14 protein-coding genes and 1 tRNA gene are annotated in these 17227 nt (G+C 66.9%); 2 read left to right on the plus strand and 13 right to left on the minus strand.

The window, feature by feature from the left end; translation table 11 throughout:
- Positions 1-33: 33 nt before the first annotated feature.
- The gene (gene waaC / locus WS49_RS15770; protein WP_059530151.1) at positions 34-1032 is read right to left on the minus strand and encodes a lipopolysaccharide heptosyltransferase I; all 999 of its coding nucleotides are present in this window, start codon (positions 1030-1032) and stop codon (positions 34-36) included.
- Positions 1033-1207: 175 nt separating this feature from the next.
- Between waaC and WS49_RS15775 the strand changes: the two genes are divergently transcribed.
- Positions 1208-2749: a chloride channel protein gene (locus WS49_RS15775; protein WP_059530153.1), complete on the plus strand. Its 1542-nt coding sequence runs from the start codon at positions 1208-1210 to the stop codon at positions 2747-2749.
- Between the two features lie 116 nt (positions 2750-2865).
- Here WS49_RS15775 and WS49_RS15780 read toward each other — a convergent pair whose 3' ends face one another.
- From WS49_RS15780 to WS49_RS15800, 5 genes are all read right to left on the minus strand, one after another.
- On the minus strand, positions 2866-3267 hold the full coding sequence (locus WS49_RS15780) for a YXWGXW repeat-containing protein (RefSeq protein WP_059530155.1): 402 nt from the start codon (positions 3265-3267) through the stop codon (positions 2866-2868).
- Positions 3268-3425: 158 nt separating this feature from the next.
- A complete protein-coding gene (minE, locus tag WS49_RS15785) occupies positions 3426-3680 on the minus strand; it encodes a cell division topological specificity factor MinE (protein ID WP_006486661.1) in 255 nt (84 codons plus the stop codon).
- Between the two features lie 12 nt (positions 3681-3692).
- Positions 3693-4508, minus strand: a complete 816-nt coding sequence (minD, locus tag WS49_RS15790) for a septum site-determining protein MinD (protein WP_044849298.1) — start codon at positions 4506-4508, stop codon at positions 3693-3695.
- 59 nt (positions 4509-4567) lie between these two features.
- The gene (minC, locus tag WS49_RS15795; protein WP_059530157.1) at positions 4568-5335 is read right to left on the minus strand and encodes a septum site-determining protein MinC; all 768 of its coding nucleotides are present in this window, start codon (positions 5333-5335) and stop codon (positions 4568-4570) included.
- Positions 5336-5501: 166 nt separating this feature from the next.
- Positions 5502-6155: a GNAT family N-acetyltransferase gene (locus tag WS49_RS15800; RefSeq protein ID WP_236873226.1), complete on the minus strand. Its 654-nt coding sequence runs from the start codon at positions 6153-6155 to the stop codon at positions 5502-5504.
- 538 nt (positions 6156-6693) lie between these two features.
- Between WS49_RS15800 and WS49_RS15805 the strand changes: the two genes are divergently transcribed.
- Positions 6694-7854: an alkane 1-monooxygenase gene (locus tag WS49_RS15805; protein WP_059530159.1), complete on the plus strand. Its 1161-nt coding sequence runs from the start codon at positions 6694-6696 to the stop codon at positions 7852-7854.
- Between the two features lie 33 nt (positions 7855-7887).
- On the opposite strand, the gene WS49_RS15810 is transcribed toward WS49_RS15805, so the two are convergent.
- The 7 genes from WS49_RS15810 to WS49_RS15840 form a co-directional block, all read right to left on the minus strand.
- On the minus strand, positions 7888-9423 hold the full coding sequence (locus tag WS49_RS15810) for a methyl-accepting chemotaxis protein (protein ID WP_059530162.1): 1536 nt from the start codon (positions 9421-9423) through the stop codon (positions 7888-7890).
- A gap of 205 nt (positions 9424-9628) precedes the next feature.
- Complete coding sequence (locus WS49_RS15815; protein ID WP_257127664.1) at positions 9629-10576, minus strand: phosphatase PAP2 family protein; 948 nt, start codon at positions 10574-10576, stop codon at positions 9629-9631.
- A 135-nt stretch (positions 10577-10711) separates the two neighbouring features.
- Positions 10712-10802: transfer RNA gene (locus WS49_RS15820), tRNA-Ser, on the minus strand.
- Between the two features lie 131 nt (positions 10803-10933).
- Positions 10934-12235, minus strand: coding sequence for a serine--tRNA ligase (gene serS, locus WS49_RS15825; protein ID WP_059530166.1), 1302 nt, complete (start codon positions 12233-12235; stop codon positions 10934-10936).
- Between the two features lie 223 nt (positions 12236-12458).
- Positions 12459-13769 carry a replication-associated recombination protein A gene (locus tag WS49_RS15830; protein WP_014897797.1) on the minus strand — a complete coding sequence of 437 codons (1311 nt, stop codon included), beginning with the start codon at positions 13767-13769 and terminating at the stop codon, positions 12459-12461.
- Between the two features lie 187 nt (positions 13770-13956).
- Entirely contained in the window at positions 13957-14646 is a 690-nt protein-coding gene (lolA, locus tag WS49_RS15835) for an outer membrane lipoprotein chaperone LolA (RefSeq protein WP_059530168.1), read from the minus strand.
- A 46-nt stretch (positions 14647-14692) separates the two neighbouring features.
- Entirely contained in the window at positions 14693-17002 is a 2310-nt protein-coding gene (locus tag WS49_RS15840; RefSeq protein ID WP_059530170.1) for a DNA translocase FtsK, read from the minus strand.
- Positions 17003-17227 lie beyond the last annotated feature (225 nt).

The raw sequence follows: 17227 nt of genomic DNA on the forward strand, positions 1-17227 counted from the left end.
GCCTGTTCACACCGAAAGCCGGACCTGTGCAGGCTAGGCCGTCAGCCGCTCGCGCTGCGCGTCGTAGGCCGGCCCGACCGCATCGATCGCATCGAGTGCCTGCGCCACCGTCGGCGGCATGCCGGGCTCGCCGATCGACAGTGCATTCGGTGCGCCGCCGATGCCGCAATGGTGGCGCGAGGTCGCGACGAAAATCATCACGGTCGGCCGCTGCAGCGCGTGCGCCATGTGCACGAACCCGGTATCGACCCCCACCACGAGCGCAGCCCGGCCGATGGCCGCGCCCAGTTCGCGCACCGACATCGCGGGCAGCACGATCGCGCCCGGCGCGCGGGCGGCAATGTCCTGCGCATCGTCGTGCTCGGCGGCCGATCCCCACGGCAACAGCACGCGCACGCCGCGCGCCATCATCCGGATGGCCAGCGCGGCCCAGTCGTCGGCCGGCCATTTCTTGTCGGGATTGGACGTCGCGTGGAACAGCAGCATGAACGGTGCGCCGTCGGCCACGGCGGGCGGCAGGTTCGCATCCTGCGGCGGGACGATTCCGTACGTGGCGATGCCTTCGGGGACATAGCCCAGCGCCTCGCCGGCGCTCACGCGCATTCCGTGCCACGCGTCGCAGTCCGGCCGCGGGCCGAAGCGATGCGAGTACGCGAAACGGGCACCCGTCTCGCCGAGATCCTGGGTCTGATAGCCGACACGGCGTGCGGCGCGCGCGAGTGCCGAGATGATCGCGCTCTTGTAGACGCCGTGCAGGTCGATGACGGCGTCGTAGCGGTGCGCGCGCAGCGCGCCGATCGACGCGGAGATCGCCTTCAGGTCGCCGCCGTTGCGCAGCTTCTTGAACCGCCGCAGCGGCGCGCAGAGCACCTCGCTCACGCCCGGATGCCAGCGCACGACCTCCGCGCACGATTCGTCCACGGCCCAATCGACCGTCACGCCCGGGAAGGCGCGATGGAGGTCCGCGACGACGGGCAGCGTCTGGACGACGTCGCCGAGCGACGTCACTTTCACGATGAGGATGCGTTTCACGTTCGTTATGAGGAATGGCTGGCCATTGCGCCATGCTAACGACGCTTGCGGTGCGCAGACATTACGCCGACATTACATTTGCAACAAAATGCGACGTTCTTGTGAATATTTGTCGAGCCCCGGCCGCATCTGGTTCTTTTTATAATGCGTTCTTTGCTCTTCCGGCCCGCTGCCGATGCAACGCCCTCCCTTTCCCGCGCTGTTTCCTGCTCTCACCCGCCGGTCGCTGCGGATCTGGCGCCAGTATGGCGTGTTCTGGCTCGGCGCGATCGCCGTCGGCCTCGCGGCGGTGCTGTACGCGCGACTGATCGACTGGGGCTACGACACATTCCGCACGATGCGCGACCACGCCGCATGGCTGCCGCTGCTGCTGACGCCGTCGATCGCCGCGGCGTCGGCATGGCTGACGCGCCGCTTCTTCCGCGGTGCCGAGGGCAGCGGGATCCCGCAGGTCATCGCGACACTGCACGCGAGCCCGAGCGCATTCGGTGCGCGGCTGCTGACGCTGCGCATCCTGTTCGGCAAGGTCCTGATCTCGTTCCTGGGGATCCTCGGCGGCTTCACGATCGGCCGCGAAGGCCCGACCGTGCAGGTCGGCGCGGCGCTGATGTTCAACCTGCGGCGCTTCTACCCGCGCTCGAACGCGCAGATCGAACGGCAGCTCGTACTCGCCGGCGCGGCGGCCGGCCTGTCGGCCGCGTTCAACACACCGCTCGCCGGGATCGTGTTCGCGATCGAGGAGCTGACCCGCAGCTTCTCCGCCCGCGCAAGCGGCGTGCTGATCACCGCGATCATCCTCGCCGGTGTCGTCGCATTGGGCTTGAACGGCAATTACACGTACTTCGGCACGATCGACGCCGGTCAGCATTTTCCGAAGATGCTTGCCGTCGCCGTGCTCGTCACCGCGATCGTGACGGGCATCGCGGGCGGCCTTTTCAGCTGGCTGCTGCTCAATACGGGCCGCTGGCTGCCCGCGCGCCTGCTCGGCCTGTATCGCGAGCGCCCGATCGCGTTCGCGGCGCTGTGCGGCTTCGTGATCGCGGTCGTCGGCCTCGTGTCGGGCGGGACGACGTTCGGCAGCGGCTATGCCGAGGCGCGCGGCCTGCTCGACGGCCATGAACGGCTGTCGGTGCTTTATCCGTTCCTGAAGATGGTGTCGATGGTCGCGTCGTACCTGCCGGGCATCCCGGGCGGGATCTTCGCGCCTTCGCTGTCGATCGGCGCCGGGTTCGGCAACCTGCTGCACATCGTGTTCGGCGACATGAGCCTGCCGATGCTGATCGCGCTCGCGATGGTCGGCTACCTCGCGGCGGTCACGCAGTCGCCGATCACGTCGTTCGTGATCGTGATGGAGATGATCAACGGTCACGCGCTCGTGATTTCGCTGATGGCGACCGCGCTGGTATCGAGCCGCATGGCGCGCTTCTTCGCGCCGCCGCTCTACGAAACACTCGCCGAGCGCTATCTCGCGCCGCCCGCGACCACCGCCGCCCCCGCCGCGGCACCGGCGGCTGCGGCCGGTGTCGTCGAGCCGCAGGATGCAGCCGCCGCGCCCGCCGATCCGCTCGACACGCTGCGCGAGCAGGACGCTGGCGAGCCGGAGGCCCCGGTGGCCGGCAACGTCGCCACGCACACGACGGCGACGCCGCACGAACCCGATCCGCCAGCATCCGGTGCGAGCGGCCCGGCGCGGACGGGCCCGCGTGACCCTCAGTAGATCACCACCGGCGCCGGCCGATAGTAGACGGGACGGGCCGGCACGACGATACAGCCGGCGAGCGTGATCGCGACGAGCGCGATGGCAATGGCGGTTCGTTTCATCGCATGCCTCCGTCAGGCCCAGTGGCCGCGGTTCCAGAACCAGTTCGGGCCACGCTGATCCCAGTGGCCCGGCACCCAGTGCATGCCGATGCGCTCGGCTTCCCAGTGACCGCCGATCCAGACGTAGCGGCCGTGATCCCAGCGCCAGTGCCCGCGCTCCCACACGTAGCCGACGCGCGCGTCGGGCACGACCTCGTAGCGCACGGGCGGCGGCGCATTCGGCGCGACGACGACGATTTCCTCGACGGGCGCCGCCACCGGTTCGGCGACGACCATCCGGCCCGACTGCACCATCACCGGCGCACCGACGAGAATTTCGTCCGCGCGTGCGGCAAGCGGCGCGGCGATGGCTGACAGGCCCGCGGCGAACAGCGCGAGCGAAACGATACGACGTCGAACGGTAGAGACAGCCATTACAACCTCCTGATTAACAAATGACGCGAGCGTATTCGTTCAATGCGGGAGGTCGATCGGCGGCCGACAGGCGCCGTGTTACGGCGAGCCCGAAAGTGCAACAGGGCGTAAGACGCGCACGACGGCATGCGCCGCCGTGCGGGGGGGGCAGGCAAGCGTCAGGCTTGCGGGATCTCGATCTTCACTTCGAGGACTTCGAGATCGTCCTGGCGCTCGAGGCTCACGCGGATGTCATCGTTCGAAATATGGACGTACTTCGAGATGACCGCGACCAGCTCCTTCTGCAGCGCCGGCAGGTAATCGGCCGGCGGCCGGCCGCCGACCCGCTCGTGCGCGATGATGAGCTGCAGGCGCTCCTTCGCGACCGATGCGGACTTCTTCTTCTCGCCGAGGAGAAACGAAAGGATGGACATGGGCGGCCTCCGTTACTTGCTGCCGAAGAGGCGCTGCAGCAGGCCCGGCTTCTGGTAATCGGTGAAGCGCAGCGGCTTGTCCTCGCCGAGGAAACGAGCGACGACGTCCTTGTACGCTTCCGCAACGTCGGTGCCGTCGATATGCACCGCCGGCAGACCCTGGTTCGATGCGTGCAGCACGGCTTCCGATTCCGGCACCACGCCGATCAGCTTGATGCGCAGGATCTCGCTGATGTCCTCGAGCGACAGCATTTCGCCTTCGCTCACGCGCTTCGGGCTGTAGCGCGTGATCAGCAGGTGTTCCTTGATCGGATCCTTGCCTTCGGCCGCGCGCTTCGTCTTCGACGACAGGATGCCGAGAATGCGGTCCGAGTCGCGCACCGACGACACTTCCGGGTTCGTGACGATCAGCGCTTCGTCCGCGAAGTACATCGCGTGCAGCGCGCCCGCCTCGATACCGGCCGGCGAATCGCAGACGATGTATTCGAAGTCCATCGCGACCAGGTCGTTCAGCACCTTCTCGACGCCGTCACGCGTGAGCGCATCCTTGTCGCGCGTCTGCGACGCCGGCAGGATGAACAGGTTCTCGCACTTCTTGTCCTTGATCAGCGCCTGGTTCAGGTTCGCTTCGCCCTGGATCACGTTGACCAGGTCGTACACCACGCGACGCTCGCAGCCCATGATGAGATCGAGGTTGCGCAGGCCGACGTCGAAGTCGATCACGGCCGTCTTGTGGCCGCGCAGCGCGAGGCCGGACGCGAAGCTCGCGCTGGTCGTCGTCTTGCCCACGCCGCCCTTGCCCGAAGTCACCACGATGATTTTTGCCATTTACCCAATACCCTGTGTTCGTCAATGAGAGCCGATCGATCCGGAGCGTACCGCGTGAATCACGTCAGGCGCAGCGGTTCGATCATCAGTTTTTCCTCTTCGAGCCGGATCTGCACCGATTTGCCCAGTATGTCGGCGGGCAACGGGTTCTCGGTCGTTCGATAGATACCCGCGATCGAAATCAGTTCCGGCTCCAGACACGTGCAGAAAATGCGCGCGTCGTGATTGCCGTGCACGCCCGCGAGTGCGCGGCCGCGCAACGGCGCGTAGATGTGGATGTTGCCTTCCGCGATGATCTCGGCGCCGTGACTGACCGGCGCAAGCACCACGAGGTCTCCTTTCGCGTAAATCTGCTGCCCCGAACGCAGCGGCCGATCGATCACCAGCGTCTGGCCGCCCGCCGCAACCGGCGTCGGCGCGGGTTCCGGCGCCGGTTCGGCTGCCGCGGCAGCGGCCGGGGCCGCGACGGGCGCCGGCTCCGCTTCCTCGGCCGGCTTCGCCGTCGACACGCGGCGGTCGCGCGCCTCGAGCAACGGCAGGCCGGCTTCCGCCGCCCAGCCCTGCGTGGCGAGCGCGACGACGCCCACCGGGCGCATCCGCACATCGTTCAGCATCTGGCGGATGTCGGCAAGCGCGACGCGTTCGCCGTCCGCGAGGCGGCGGACGTCGATCGCGACGACATCATCGGCAAAAAACTCGGGAGTCGCTTCGAAGCGCTTGACCAGTTCGGTACGCAACGCATCGAGATCGGTCGTCTTCACGGTGAACAGCAACGTATCGACCGATCCGCTGCGCAGCTCGAAGAATGGCGATTTTTTAAGCGACATGGACACTCTGCAAAAAATTTTTGCGTATTTTACAGGCGTCCACGCGCGCGGCCATTATTTTTGGGGAACCGGGTGGCGACGGTCGCGGCGAACGCGCAACCGGCAGGCGGGCAATCGGACGGGCGGCCGGGAATTCATCGCACCGTGCGGCCCGCGCATTCATGCGTCAGGGCGTGTTGACGTGCGACACGAACAACGACTTCATCGCGCCGGGCATCCGCGCGATCGGCGCATGCTCGCCCGTGTTGCCGAAACCCGCGCGTTCGTAGAAACGGATCGCGTTGCGGTTCGCATCGGCGATCCATGCGTAGACGTCCTGCGCACCGCGTTCGGCCAGCCACGCGGTGGCCGTTTCGAGCAACAGCACGCCGCCGCGCAGGTGACGGACCGCATGCGCGACCCACAGCTCGCTGACGAACGCGCGCCGCTCGGGCGTATTGTCGAAATACGCGCCGATCATGCCGGCCGGATGGCCTTCGGTATACAGCAGGAAAGTCGTCGACTCGTCGGACGCGGCACGCAGCGCGGCGACGGCCGCCGCCGCGTCGGAATCGACGTTCAGCAATTCGGCCTCCGGCGCTTCCCCGGGCGCGTAGGGCTCGCGCAGCGATGCGGCGCGGAGTTCGCGATACACGCGGCCTTGGTCGGCAGCGATACGACGAACGGTCAAGGTCGAACTCATGCAGGCACAGCCCCCTTCGGACAGCAAGCTATTAGCTTCAACCGAAAGCGGGGCATGAGTCAAATCGTAATTTTCAAATGGCAGCGCCGATCGAAAGGCAATCGATGTCGCGCACACGCCGGTGTGCAGGTGCAGCATCGATGTGTCGACGTGCTGCGACGCATACGGCCCGCACTGCGAGACCGGAGGCGTCGCCTCGCTCGCCTTGTCATGCATGGCGCTCATGCGGCGAGGGTCCTGCATTTCGTCGTCGAGGCCGTAATGGTTCGTTACATATGTATCCAGACGAACCGCGCCGCCGGGCGGCGTCGCGCCGCGCCTGCTGCGCCGCAACATTCGTTGCGAACTTCGCCGCCGAATGCACGCGTGCGTCGCGCCGAGCATTCGTCTGACAAGAACGCAGGCCGCGCAAGGGAATCGGCCCGCGCCCGCCTGTTTCAATCACCCCATGCCGGCCCTTCCCGACCGGTGTCATGGACGGTCCGCCGTTTGGAGTTGCACGCCTAACGCGAGGGTTTGGAAAGCGTGCGCGACGGTCGTATAAATGGCACAACCGGACCAACGATCCGTGCCGCGCGTTGCACCGCGGACCCACGACGATTCGAACGACGACGAACGCGTCACCCGGCCGCCGCGCCCGCACACGCGGGAGCCGGCCAAAACAAGGAGGGAGACGATGGCAATGACCGACGCATCGGCCTCGGGCTGGTCGGATGGCAAACGTTATCTATGGCTGCTCGGCGCGGTGACGATCACGCTGCCGATCCTCTCGGCCCAGCTCGCACTGTCGACGGGCCTTCACGTGTTCTGGTGGTTCGGCCCGCTGTTCGCGTTCGGCGTGATCCCGGTCCTCGATACGCTGATCGGCGACGATCGCGACAATCCGCCCGAAGCCGCCGTCCCGCACCTCGAACGCGAGCGCTACTACCGCTACATCGTCTATCTCGCGACGCTGGTCGAATACATCGCGTTCTTCGTGTGCGTGTGGATCGTCGGCACGCATGCGCTCGCGTGGTACGACTACGTCGGCTTCGCGCTGTCGCTCGGCGCCGCGACGGGCATCTCGATCAACACCGCGCACGAACTCGGGCACAAGACCAGCCGCTTCGAGCGCTGGCTCGCGAAAGTCACGCTCGCGCCGGTCGCGTACGGGCACTTCTTCGTCGAGCACAATCGCGGCCATCACGTACGCGTCGCGACGGCCGAGGATCCGGCGAGCGCGCGCTACGGCGAATCGTTCTGGGCGTTCCTGCCGCGCACCGTGACCGGCAGCATCCGCTCGGCCTGGCGGCTCGAGACGGCGCGCCTCGAGCGCCTCGGGCATTCGCCGTGGACCTGGCGCAACGAGGTGCTGCATGCGTGGGCGATGACCGTCGTCGTGTGGGGCATCGCGATCGCGATGGCCGGCAAGGTCGTGATTCCGTTCCTCGTGATCCAGGCCGTGTACGGTGCGTCGCTGCTCGAAGTCGTCAACTACGTCGAACACTACGGGCTCGGCCGCCGCAAGCTGCCGAGCGGCCGCTACGAACGCTGCACGCCGCAGCATTCGTGGAACAGCAATCACGTCGTCACCAACCTGTTCCTGTATCAGTTGCAGCGGCACGCCGACCATCACGCGAACCCGACACGCTCATACCAGGCGCTGCGCCACTTCGACGACTCGCCGCAACTGCCGGCCGGCTACGCGACGATGATCCTGTTCGCGTATGTGCCGCCGCTCTGGTATCGCGTGATGAATCCGCGTGTCGTCGCGCATTACGGCGGCGACATGGCGCAGTCGAACATCAAGCCGTCGATCCGCGCGCGCGTGCTCGCGCAGTATTCGGCCGCGGCGTGATGCTCGACGGTGTGGTCGCGGTCTGCGATATCGTCACGCGGCCTGCGGCAGCCTGAACACGGCGACCGCGTGCCGCAGCGCGCTCGCCTGCTCGGCCAGCGCCTGCGTCGCGGCCGACGCCTGTTCGACCAGCGCCGCGTTGCGCTGCGTCGCCTCGTCCATCTGCGTGACCGCGACGTTCACCTGCTGGATCCCGCCACTCTGCTCCTGCGATGCGGACGAAATCTCGCCGACGATCGACGTGACCCGCTGCACCGCGCCGACGATCTCGTGGATCGATTCGCCCGCGCGCGCGATCAGCACGGCGCCCTCGTCGACCCGCCGCGTCGATTGCTCGATCAGCGCCTTGATCTCCTTCGCGGCGGCCGCGCTGCGCTGCGCGAGCGTGCGCACCTCCGACGCGACGACCGCGAAGCCACGCCCCTGCTCCCCCGCGCGCGCCGCCTCGACGGCCGCGTTCAGCGCGAGGATGTTGGTCTGGAACGCGATGCCGTCGATGACCGCGATGATCTCGCCGACCTTCGCCGCGCTGGCGGCGATCCCGCCCATCGTGTCGACGGCGTCGGTCATCACGCCGCCGCCCGCGGACGCGATGTCCGACGCGTCGCGCGCCAGTTGCGCCGCGTGCTGCGCGTGCTCGGCCGACTGACGCACGATACCCGTCAGCTCGGTCATGCTGGCGGCGGTTTCCTCGAGCGACGCAGCCTGCGCCTCGGTGCGCGACGACAGGTCATGATTGCCCGCCGCGATCTGCGCGCTCGCGGTCGCGACGGCTTCGGCATGCGTCCGTACCTCGAGCACGACGCCCGACAGGCTTGCCTGCATCGTCCGCAACGCCCGCAGCAGATCGGCGATTTCGTCACGACCGGCCGCGTCGACATCGCGCGTCAGGTCGCCGCCCGCTACCGCCTGCGCACAGGCCACGGCGCGATCGAGCGGCCGCAGGATCGCGCGGCTGAACAGGAACGCACCGATCATCGCGATGCCGAGTACGATCAGCATCAGCACGACGCTCGCCGCGGTGGCGTGGCTCGCATCGCGGCTCGCTTGCGCCGACACGGCGGCGCTCTCGTCGGCAATCGCCTTCGCCGCGCGCTCGAGCAGCGCGGCGGGTGCACGGTCGACGCCCGCGACGGCCGCATCTCCGGCCGTCGGCTCGAAGCCAGCGGCCTTGAATGCGTCGAACCCGCGCCGATAGCCGTCACCCATCGCGGCATGCGCGCGCAAGAACTGCTCGACGAGCGTACGGCTCTCGCCGGGCGGCAACTGGTTCACGAGCTGCGCGGCGAGCGTATCGACCGTGCGCTCGCGCGTCTGGAATGCCTGCCAGTACTTGTCGAGCTTGTCGGGCTGCTTGCCGCGCAGCAGCGTGTCCTTCCATTCCTGGACCTGCAGCTTGAACTGCACGAGCGTCGCCGACACGAGCCGCTCGTCGGCGACCCGGGTCTGCACGTCGTTCGCGAACGTATCGATCGAGCGATTGAGGATGCGGATGCCGTACAGGGCGCCGCAGAACATCAGCAGCAGCGCGATGGCGAATGCGAGGGGAATCTTGTAGCTCAGCTTCATGGGACCTTGAATCGACGGGAAACGGCGACGACGCAAAAGGCGCGTGCCGTCGCCCATTGTTAACGGCGCGCGAAACCAAGGCTGAAGCGGGACATCGGCAGCGGGATTCCGCCGGAGCTGCCGCGAGGAGGACGGCGATTCGGCGACGGCGAGGAACCGGGCCCGCCGGCACGCAAGGGGAGATTGCGACTCTGGCGTCGCGCGATCAGGTCGGGCTTGCCGCGTGCGGTCCGGCCGCCTCGATCGCGCGTCGACCGCCCATCCAGCGACGTACCGCGGCGATCGACAGCGCGCCGCATACGATCCCGGCGATCACGTCGGCGAGATAGTGGCCGCCCTGCGTCGGCGTCGACGCGATCATCACCGCATTCAGCACGATCGCAGCCGGAAACACGTAGCGGACATGCCGCACCGCATACGCGAACAGCAGCGCCAGCATCACGTGAAACGACGGCAACGACACGAGCCCCTGCGCGTCGGCCAGATTCAGTTGACGGAGTTGCCCGCTGCGCAACAGGCCGTAGTGCGTCACCGTCGATGCGGTGCCCGGGTCGGTGATGCCGAAATGGACAAATGCGCTGGCGGCGGGGAACGGCGTGGAGACGAGCACGACCACGATCACCGCGAACATGAACTGCGCGACGAACTCGGCGAGATCGTCGACGCGACGGACCGCCGCGAGGATGAACGGCACCGCAAACAGTTGCGGCATGCCGCTGCGATACGCGAGGTCGAGCACACGGTGCAGGCCGGCTTGCGCCGTCACCCATCGGTACAGGTCCGGCCAATGGAAACCGAGCATCGCATCGAAGCGAACGAGATGGCTTTCGATCGACGGCGGGGCGATCGCCACGCAAAGATAATCGAGCACGGCGACGGCCGCGCTGAGCGTTGCGAGCAGCGCCACGCTCAGTAGCGCGAATGCGAATTCGCGACAGCGCAGCGTTCGCGCGATGTCGCGATAGCGGCGCACGCGAGACAGCACGGCAAGGAACGCGCTTGCAGCAAAGCCGAGCGCGACGTGCTGCGCGAACTCGACGACGCTGCCAGGATTCACGACCCAATCCGCGTGCGTGACACACATGCCGGCGGCAAGCGCCGTCAGCAATACCGCCCCGGTCAGCATCCCCCAGATTCGCGTGCTCGCTCTCATCGTGGCTTTTTGTGGTTCGTGTGACGGGCCCCAACGCCTGGGCGCTATCGTACACCGCCATCGACGCAGCGTTCACTCACGCGCGACCCAAACGAAAAACCCCGTGATCCTTCCGGATCACGGGGCTTCGTATTTTGGCGGAGAGGGTGGGATTCGAACCCACGGTACGGGGAAACCGTACGCCTGATTTCGAGTCAGGTACATTCGACCACTCTGCCACCTCTCCTTCCTTGCTGCTTCATTTCCCGGTTGGTCGCGTCCGGGAAAGAAAAGATTATAGAACGATCTCTTTGAATCTCACAAGCCCTTTTTGCAAATTTTTTTGCGGGGCCTTCGAAGACCGATCGCGGAGCAATCTCACGACGCCTGCGCAGGCGCTTCGATTCGCTCCATGCCGCCCATGTACGGACGCAGTGCCTCCGGCACCGTGACCGAACCGTCGGCATTCTGGTAGTTCTCCAGCACGGCCACGAGCGTGCGGCCGACCGCGAGGCCGGAACCGTTCAGCGTATGCACGAGTTCCGGCTTGCCCTGCGCGTTGCGGAAACGTGCCTGCATGCGGCGCGCCTGGAACGCCTCGGTGTTCGAGCAGCTCGAGATCTCGCGATAGGTGTTCTGCGCGGGCAGCCACACTTCGAGGTCGAACGTCTTCGCGGCCGAAAAGCCCATGTCGCCCGTGCAAAGCGTGATCACGCGGTACGGCAGGCCGAGCTTCTGCAGGATCGCTTCCGCGTGGCCGACCATCTCGTCGAGTGCCGCGTACGAAGCGTCCGGCGCGACGACCTGCACCATCTCGACCTTGTCGAACTGGTGCTGGCGGATCATGCCGCGCGTGTCGCGGCCGTACGAACCGGCTTCCGAACGGAAGCACGGCGAATGCGCGGTCAGCTTGATCGGCAGCGCGGCGCCTTCGACGATCGATTCGCGCACGGTATTCGTCAGCGAAATCTCGGACGTGGAGATCAGGTACTGCGTGATCGTGTTTTCGGCGCCGCCCTTCTCGACGCGGAACATGTCGTCGGCGAACTTCGGCAGCTGGCCCGTGCCGTAAAGGATTTCGGGGTTCACGATGTACGGCGTGTACGTCTCGCTGTAGCCGTGCTGCAGCGTGTGCGTGTCGATCATGAACTGGGCGAGCGCGCGGTGCAGGCGTGCGATCGAGCCGCGCAGCATCGTGAAGCGCGCACCGGCGAGCTTCGCGCCGGTTTCGAAATCGAGGCCGAGCGGCGTGCCGACGTCGACGTGATCCTTCACTTCGAAGTCGAACTCGCGCGGCGTGCCCCAGCGGCGCACCTCGACGTTGTCGGCCTCGTCCTTGCCGACCGGCACGCTTTCGTGCGCGATGTTCGGCATGCCCAGCATCAGGTCGGACAGGCGCGTCTGGATCTCGCCGAGCTTGGTCTCCGACGCCTTCATCTCGTCGCCGATCCCGCCGACTTCGGCCATGACGGCCGACGTGTCCTCGCCCTTCCCCTTCATCGCGCCGATCTGCTTCGACAGGCTGTTGCGGCGTGCCTGGAGCTCTTCGGTACGGGTCTGGATCGCACGGCGTTCCGCTTCGAGTGCGGAGAAGGCGGCGACGTCGAGGGTGTAGCCGCGATCGGCGAGGCGCTTCGCGACGCCGTCGAGGTCTTTGCGCAGCAACTGGATGTCGAGCATGGGAGGACTTGGAAAATCGTTGTGTAAGACGGGAATTCTAACGCACCGCGGGGCCGCCACGGCATTGGCCGGATGGACAGTGCCGCAAACGCGTGACGGGCGTGGGAATATCGCAATCCCGGCTGCGCGTCGGCAGCCGGCGAAACGCGTCGCGCGGCGCCGCTGCTCGGCGTGCGTCAGCCGTGCCGGCCAGGAGCCGGCGCTCCAAGCCGCGCGCGGCCGGTCAGTCCTTCTTGCCGGCCTCGCGGTCGAGTTCGCGCAGCCACGCGAGCTTGTCGGCGATCTTCGATTCGAGCCCGCGCGGCACCGGCTTGTACCAGCGCGGCTCGCGCATCCCCTCCGGCAGGTACGACTCGCCGGCCGCGTAGGCATTCGGCTCGTCGTGCGCGTAGCGATACGCGTGACCGTAGCCGAGTTCCTTCATCAGCTTGGTCGGCGCATTGCGCAGATGCACGGGGACCTCGCGCGACTTGTCCTGCTTCACGAACGCCATCGCCTGATTGAACGCGTTGTAGCCCGCGTTGCTCTTCGCCGCGCACGCGAGATAGATCACCGCCTGCCCGAGCGCCAGCTCGCCTTCCGGCGAGCCGAGCCGCTCGTAGGTCTCGGCCGCGTCGTTCGCCACCTGCAGCGCGCGCGGGTCGGCGAGGCCGATGTCTTCCCACGCCATCCGCACGATCCGGCGCGCGAGATATTTCGGATCCGCGCCGCCGTCGATCATCCGGCAGAACCAGTACAGCGCGCCGTCCGGGCTCGAACCGCGCACCGACTTGTGCAGCGCCGAGATCTGGTCGTAGAAGTTGTCGCCGCCCTTGTCGAAGCGCCGCGCGTTCAGCGTCATCGCGCTGCTGACGAAATCGGCATCGATGGTCGTGACCCTTGCGGACGATGCGGCCGTCTGCGCCTGCTCGAGCAGATTCAGGAAGCGCCGCGCGTCGCCGTCGGCATAACCGATCAGCGTATCGATCGCCTTGTCGTCGAACGCGAGGCCGTCGAGCGCGATTTCCTGCGCGCGCTTGAGGAGCTGGCGCATTTCGTCGTCGTTCAGCGACTGCAGCACGTACACCTGCGCCCGCGACAGCAGCGCCGAGTTGACTTCGAAGCTCGGGTTCTCGGTCGTCGCTCCGATGAAGGTCACGAGCCCCGACTCGACGAACGGCAGCAGCGCGTCCTGCTGCCCCTTGTTGAAGCGGTGGATTTCGTCGACGAACAGGATCGTGTGGCGGCCGGTGCGGTTCAGCGTGTCCTTCGCCTGCTCCATCGACTCGCGGATGTCCTTCACGCCGCCGAGCACCGCGGACAGCGCGATGAACTCGCAGTCGAACGCGAGCGCGGTAAGACGCGCGAGCGTCGTCTTGCCGACGCCGGGCGGCCCCCACAGGATCATCGAATGCGGCTTGCCGGATTCGAACGCGAGCCGCAGCGGCTTGCCTTCGCCCAGCAGATGCGTCTGGCCGATCACCTCGGCGAGCGTCTTCGGCCGCAGCGCCTCGGCGAGCGGCCGGCGCGGCTCGACTTGAAACAGGTCGGACATGAACCCTCGCTCCAGATCAAACGATGGCGGCCGAACCGGCCGCCGGACCCGACATTATGACAGCCGCACGACGGCGCCGCCGGGCCGGATGCCCGCGCCCGGTGCCCGCGCCCAGTGCCCGCGCCCCAAAACAACACGGGCCTGCCGTCGCCGGCAGGCCCGTGTCGGGAAAATGGTGCGGCGCCGATCAGCCGTTGATCACGTCCGCGCCCTTCGGCACGACGAACTTGAACGCATCGCTCTTCAGCGGCGGGTTCGTCTGGATGTTCGTGAAGGTGAGCAGCGTGACGTTGCCGAACACGTCGTGCAGTTCCATCGCGGCGAGCGTGCCGTTGCGGAAACCGATGCCGATCCGCTGGAACTGCGTGTCCTGCGCCTTCGGCAGCATCTCCAGCCACTCGATGCCGCCCTTCTCGCCGGCGTCGCGCAGCGTGTAGTTCTTGTCGAGATCGTTGCTGCCGAACAGGATCGCGGCCGGGCTCGCGCCCAGCGCGCCGTTCAGCTTGCGCTCGGTGACCTGGTTCAGGTCGCGGTCGTACACGTAGAGCTTGTCGCCGTCGGCCTGCAGCACCTGCTGGTACGGCTTCTGGTACGTCCAGATGAACTTGCCCGGACGCGAGAACACGAACGTGCCGCTCGAGTTGTCGTTCGGCTTCGGCGCGGCCTGTGCGGCGCTCGCGCCCTTGGCCGGCGCCTTGACGATCTGCTGCGTGAAATCGCCTTTCGCCGATCGCACCTGCGACACGAAGGCCTTCAGTTGCTCGGTGCCGCCCGCGAACGCGTGCGTCGCCGCGAGCATCAGCGATGCGCCGGCGAACGCCGCGCCGAGCCAGCGCCGCGTCGAACGAAGGGAAGGGACGAACGAAAGTTGCTGCATGTTGCGGTTTTCTCCCTGGGTGGCCGGCGCTGCGGGCGCCGCGGACTCATTCCGCGTCGCGCGCCGGCACAAGAATTTCGCGGTTGCCGCTCGACGACATCGCCGACACGAGCCCCGACTGTTCCATCTGTTCGAGCAGCCGCGCCGCGCGGTTGTAGCCGATCCGCAAATGGCGCTGCACGAGCGAAATCGACGCGCGGCGGTTCTTGATGACGATCTCGACCGCCTGGTCGTACAACGGATCAGACTCGCCGCCGCCTTCGCCGGTTCCCGCGCCGGCCGAACCCTCGTCGCCGTCGACGGTGCCGCCCTCGAGCAGCCCTTCGACGTAGTTCGGCTCGCCCTGCTCCTTGAGCTTGTCGACGACGCGATGCACTTCGTCGTCGGCGACGAACGCGCCGTGCACGCGCACCGGCAGCCCGGTGCCCGGCGGCAGGTACAGCATGTCGCCCATCCCGAGCAGCGATTCGGCGCCCATCTGGTCGAGAATCGTGCGCGAGTCGATCTTCGACGACACCTGGAACGCGATCCGCGTCGGCACGTTCGCCTTGATCAGGCCGGTGATCACGTCGACGGACGGACGCTGCGTCGCGAGGATCAGGTGGATACCGGCCGCGCGCGCCTTCTGCGCGATCCGCGCGATCAGCTCCTCGACCTTCTTGCCGACGACCATCATCAGGTCGGCCAGCTCGTCGATCACGACGACGATGTTCGGCAGGCGGCCGAGCGGTTCGGGATCGTCCGGCGTCAGGCTGAACGGATTCGGGATCTTTTCCTCGCGCTTCGCCGCTTCGTCGATCTTGTTGTTGTAGCCCGCGAGGTTGCGCACGCCGAGCTTGCTCATCAGCTTGTAGCGGCGCTCCATCTCCGCGACGGTCCAGTTCAGCGCATGGCCGGCCTGGCGCATGTCGGTGACGACCGGGCACAGCAGATGCGGAATACCTTCGTAGACGCTCATTTCAAGCATCTTCGGATCGATCAGGATCAGGCGCACCTGCTCCGCGGTGGCCTTGTAGAGCAGCGACAGGATCATCGCGTTGATCCCGACCGACTTGCCCGAACCGGTCGTGCCGGCGACCAGCAAGTGCGGCATCTTCGCGAGATCCGCGCACACCGGCTTGCCGCCGATGTCCTTGCCGAGGCTCAGCGTCAGCGCCGACGACGCGGCCGCATAGACTTCCGAGCCGATGATCTCGGACAGGTGGACCGTCTGGCGGCGCTGGTTCGGCAGCTCGAGCGCCATGTAGTTCTTGCCGGGGATCGTCTCGACCACGCGGATCGACACGAGCGACAGCGAACGCGCGAGATCCTTCGCGAGGTTGACGATCTGGCTGCCCTTCACGCCGGTGGCCGGCTCGATTTCGTAGCGCGTGACGACCGGGCCCGGATACGCGGCGACGACGCTCGCCTCGACACCGAAGTCCTTCAGCTTCTTCTCGATCAGGCGCGACGTGAATTCGAGCGTATCGGCCGAAATCGCTTCCTGCGTCTTCGGCGCGGGATCGAGCAGCGACACCGGCGGTAGCGTCGAATCGCCCGGCAGGTCGGTGAACAGCGGCACCTGGCGCTCGCGCTCGACGCGCTCGGACTTCGCCGGCGTGACGACCGGCGGCACGATCGTCACGGGCTCGTGATCCTCGATGCGCACGCGCTCCTCTTCGACCTTCCCTTCGCGGCGCACGGCCGCGGCCTCGCCGAGCTTGCGGTCGCGTTCGGCCTCGCGGCGCAGCTTCGCGACGTTGACGGCGGACAGGATCGCGCCGCCGACGCGCTCGGCGACCGACAGCCACGAGAAGCGGAAATACAGCGACAGGCCGATCGCGAGCAGGATCAGGAGCAGCAGCGTGCCGCCGGTGAAGCCGAACGCATGCGACATCGCACCCGCGACGGCCTCGCCGATCACGCCGCCCGGCGCGCGCGGCAGCTGCACCTTCAGCGACCACATCCGCAGCGCCTCGATGCCGTCGCACGCCAGCACGACGAGCACGAACGCGAAGATCTCGGTGAGCCAGCCGATCGGCCGCTCCGGTTCGTCGGCGACCGCCTCGTGACGCGTGATGCGCCGGTAGTTGACCGCGATGCGCCGCCCGAGCGGCACGATCAGCCAGTAGGCCGACAGGCCGAACAGCAGCAGGATGATGTCGGCCGTCCATGCGCCGACGCGACCGGCCCAGTTCGAGATGTGGTCCACCTGCGCGGCGTGCGTCCAGCTCGGATCGCGCCGGCTGTAGCTCAACAGGGCCATCACCAGAAAAGCGCAGAGCGCGACCTGGAGAATCCAGCGGATCTCCGTGAGGAGCTTCGACATCCGGTGCGGCAACGCCTGTGCCTGGGCGGAATAAGGAGCTTTTGCCATGAATCCGTATAAAGAGGACGGGCCGCGCGCCCGCCTGTCGTTCGATCGCGCTTATTGTAAACGCTGCATCGGGGCGTCAAGTGTAAATGACGGTTACATAAGAGGGCCGGGGGCGCCGAAGCGACTGCCGGGCAATGCTATCGCCACGATTGAAACTCTCGTTCGGCAGCGCAGCAACGGGGCCTTTATAATGCGCGTCTGATACCCATCTATGACGGCATCCCG

The sequence above is a fragment of the Burkholderia sp. RF7-non_BP4 genome (assembly GCF_001521935.1).
In the GTDB taxonomy this organism is placed as follows: Bacteria; Pseudomonadota; Gammaproteobacteria; order Burkholderiales; family Burkholderiaceae; genus Burkholderia; species Burkholderia diffusa.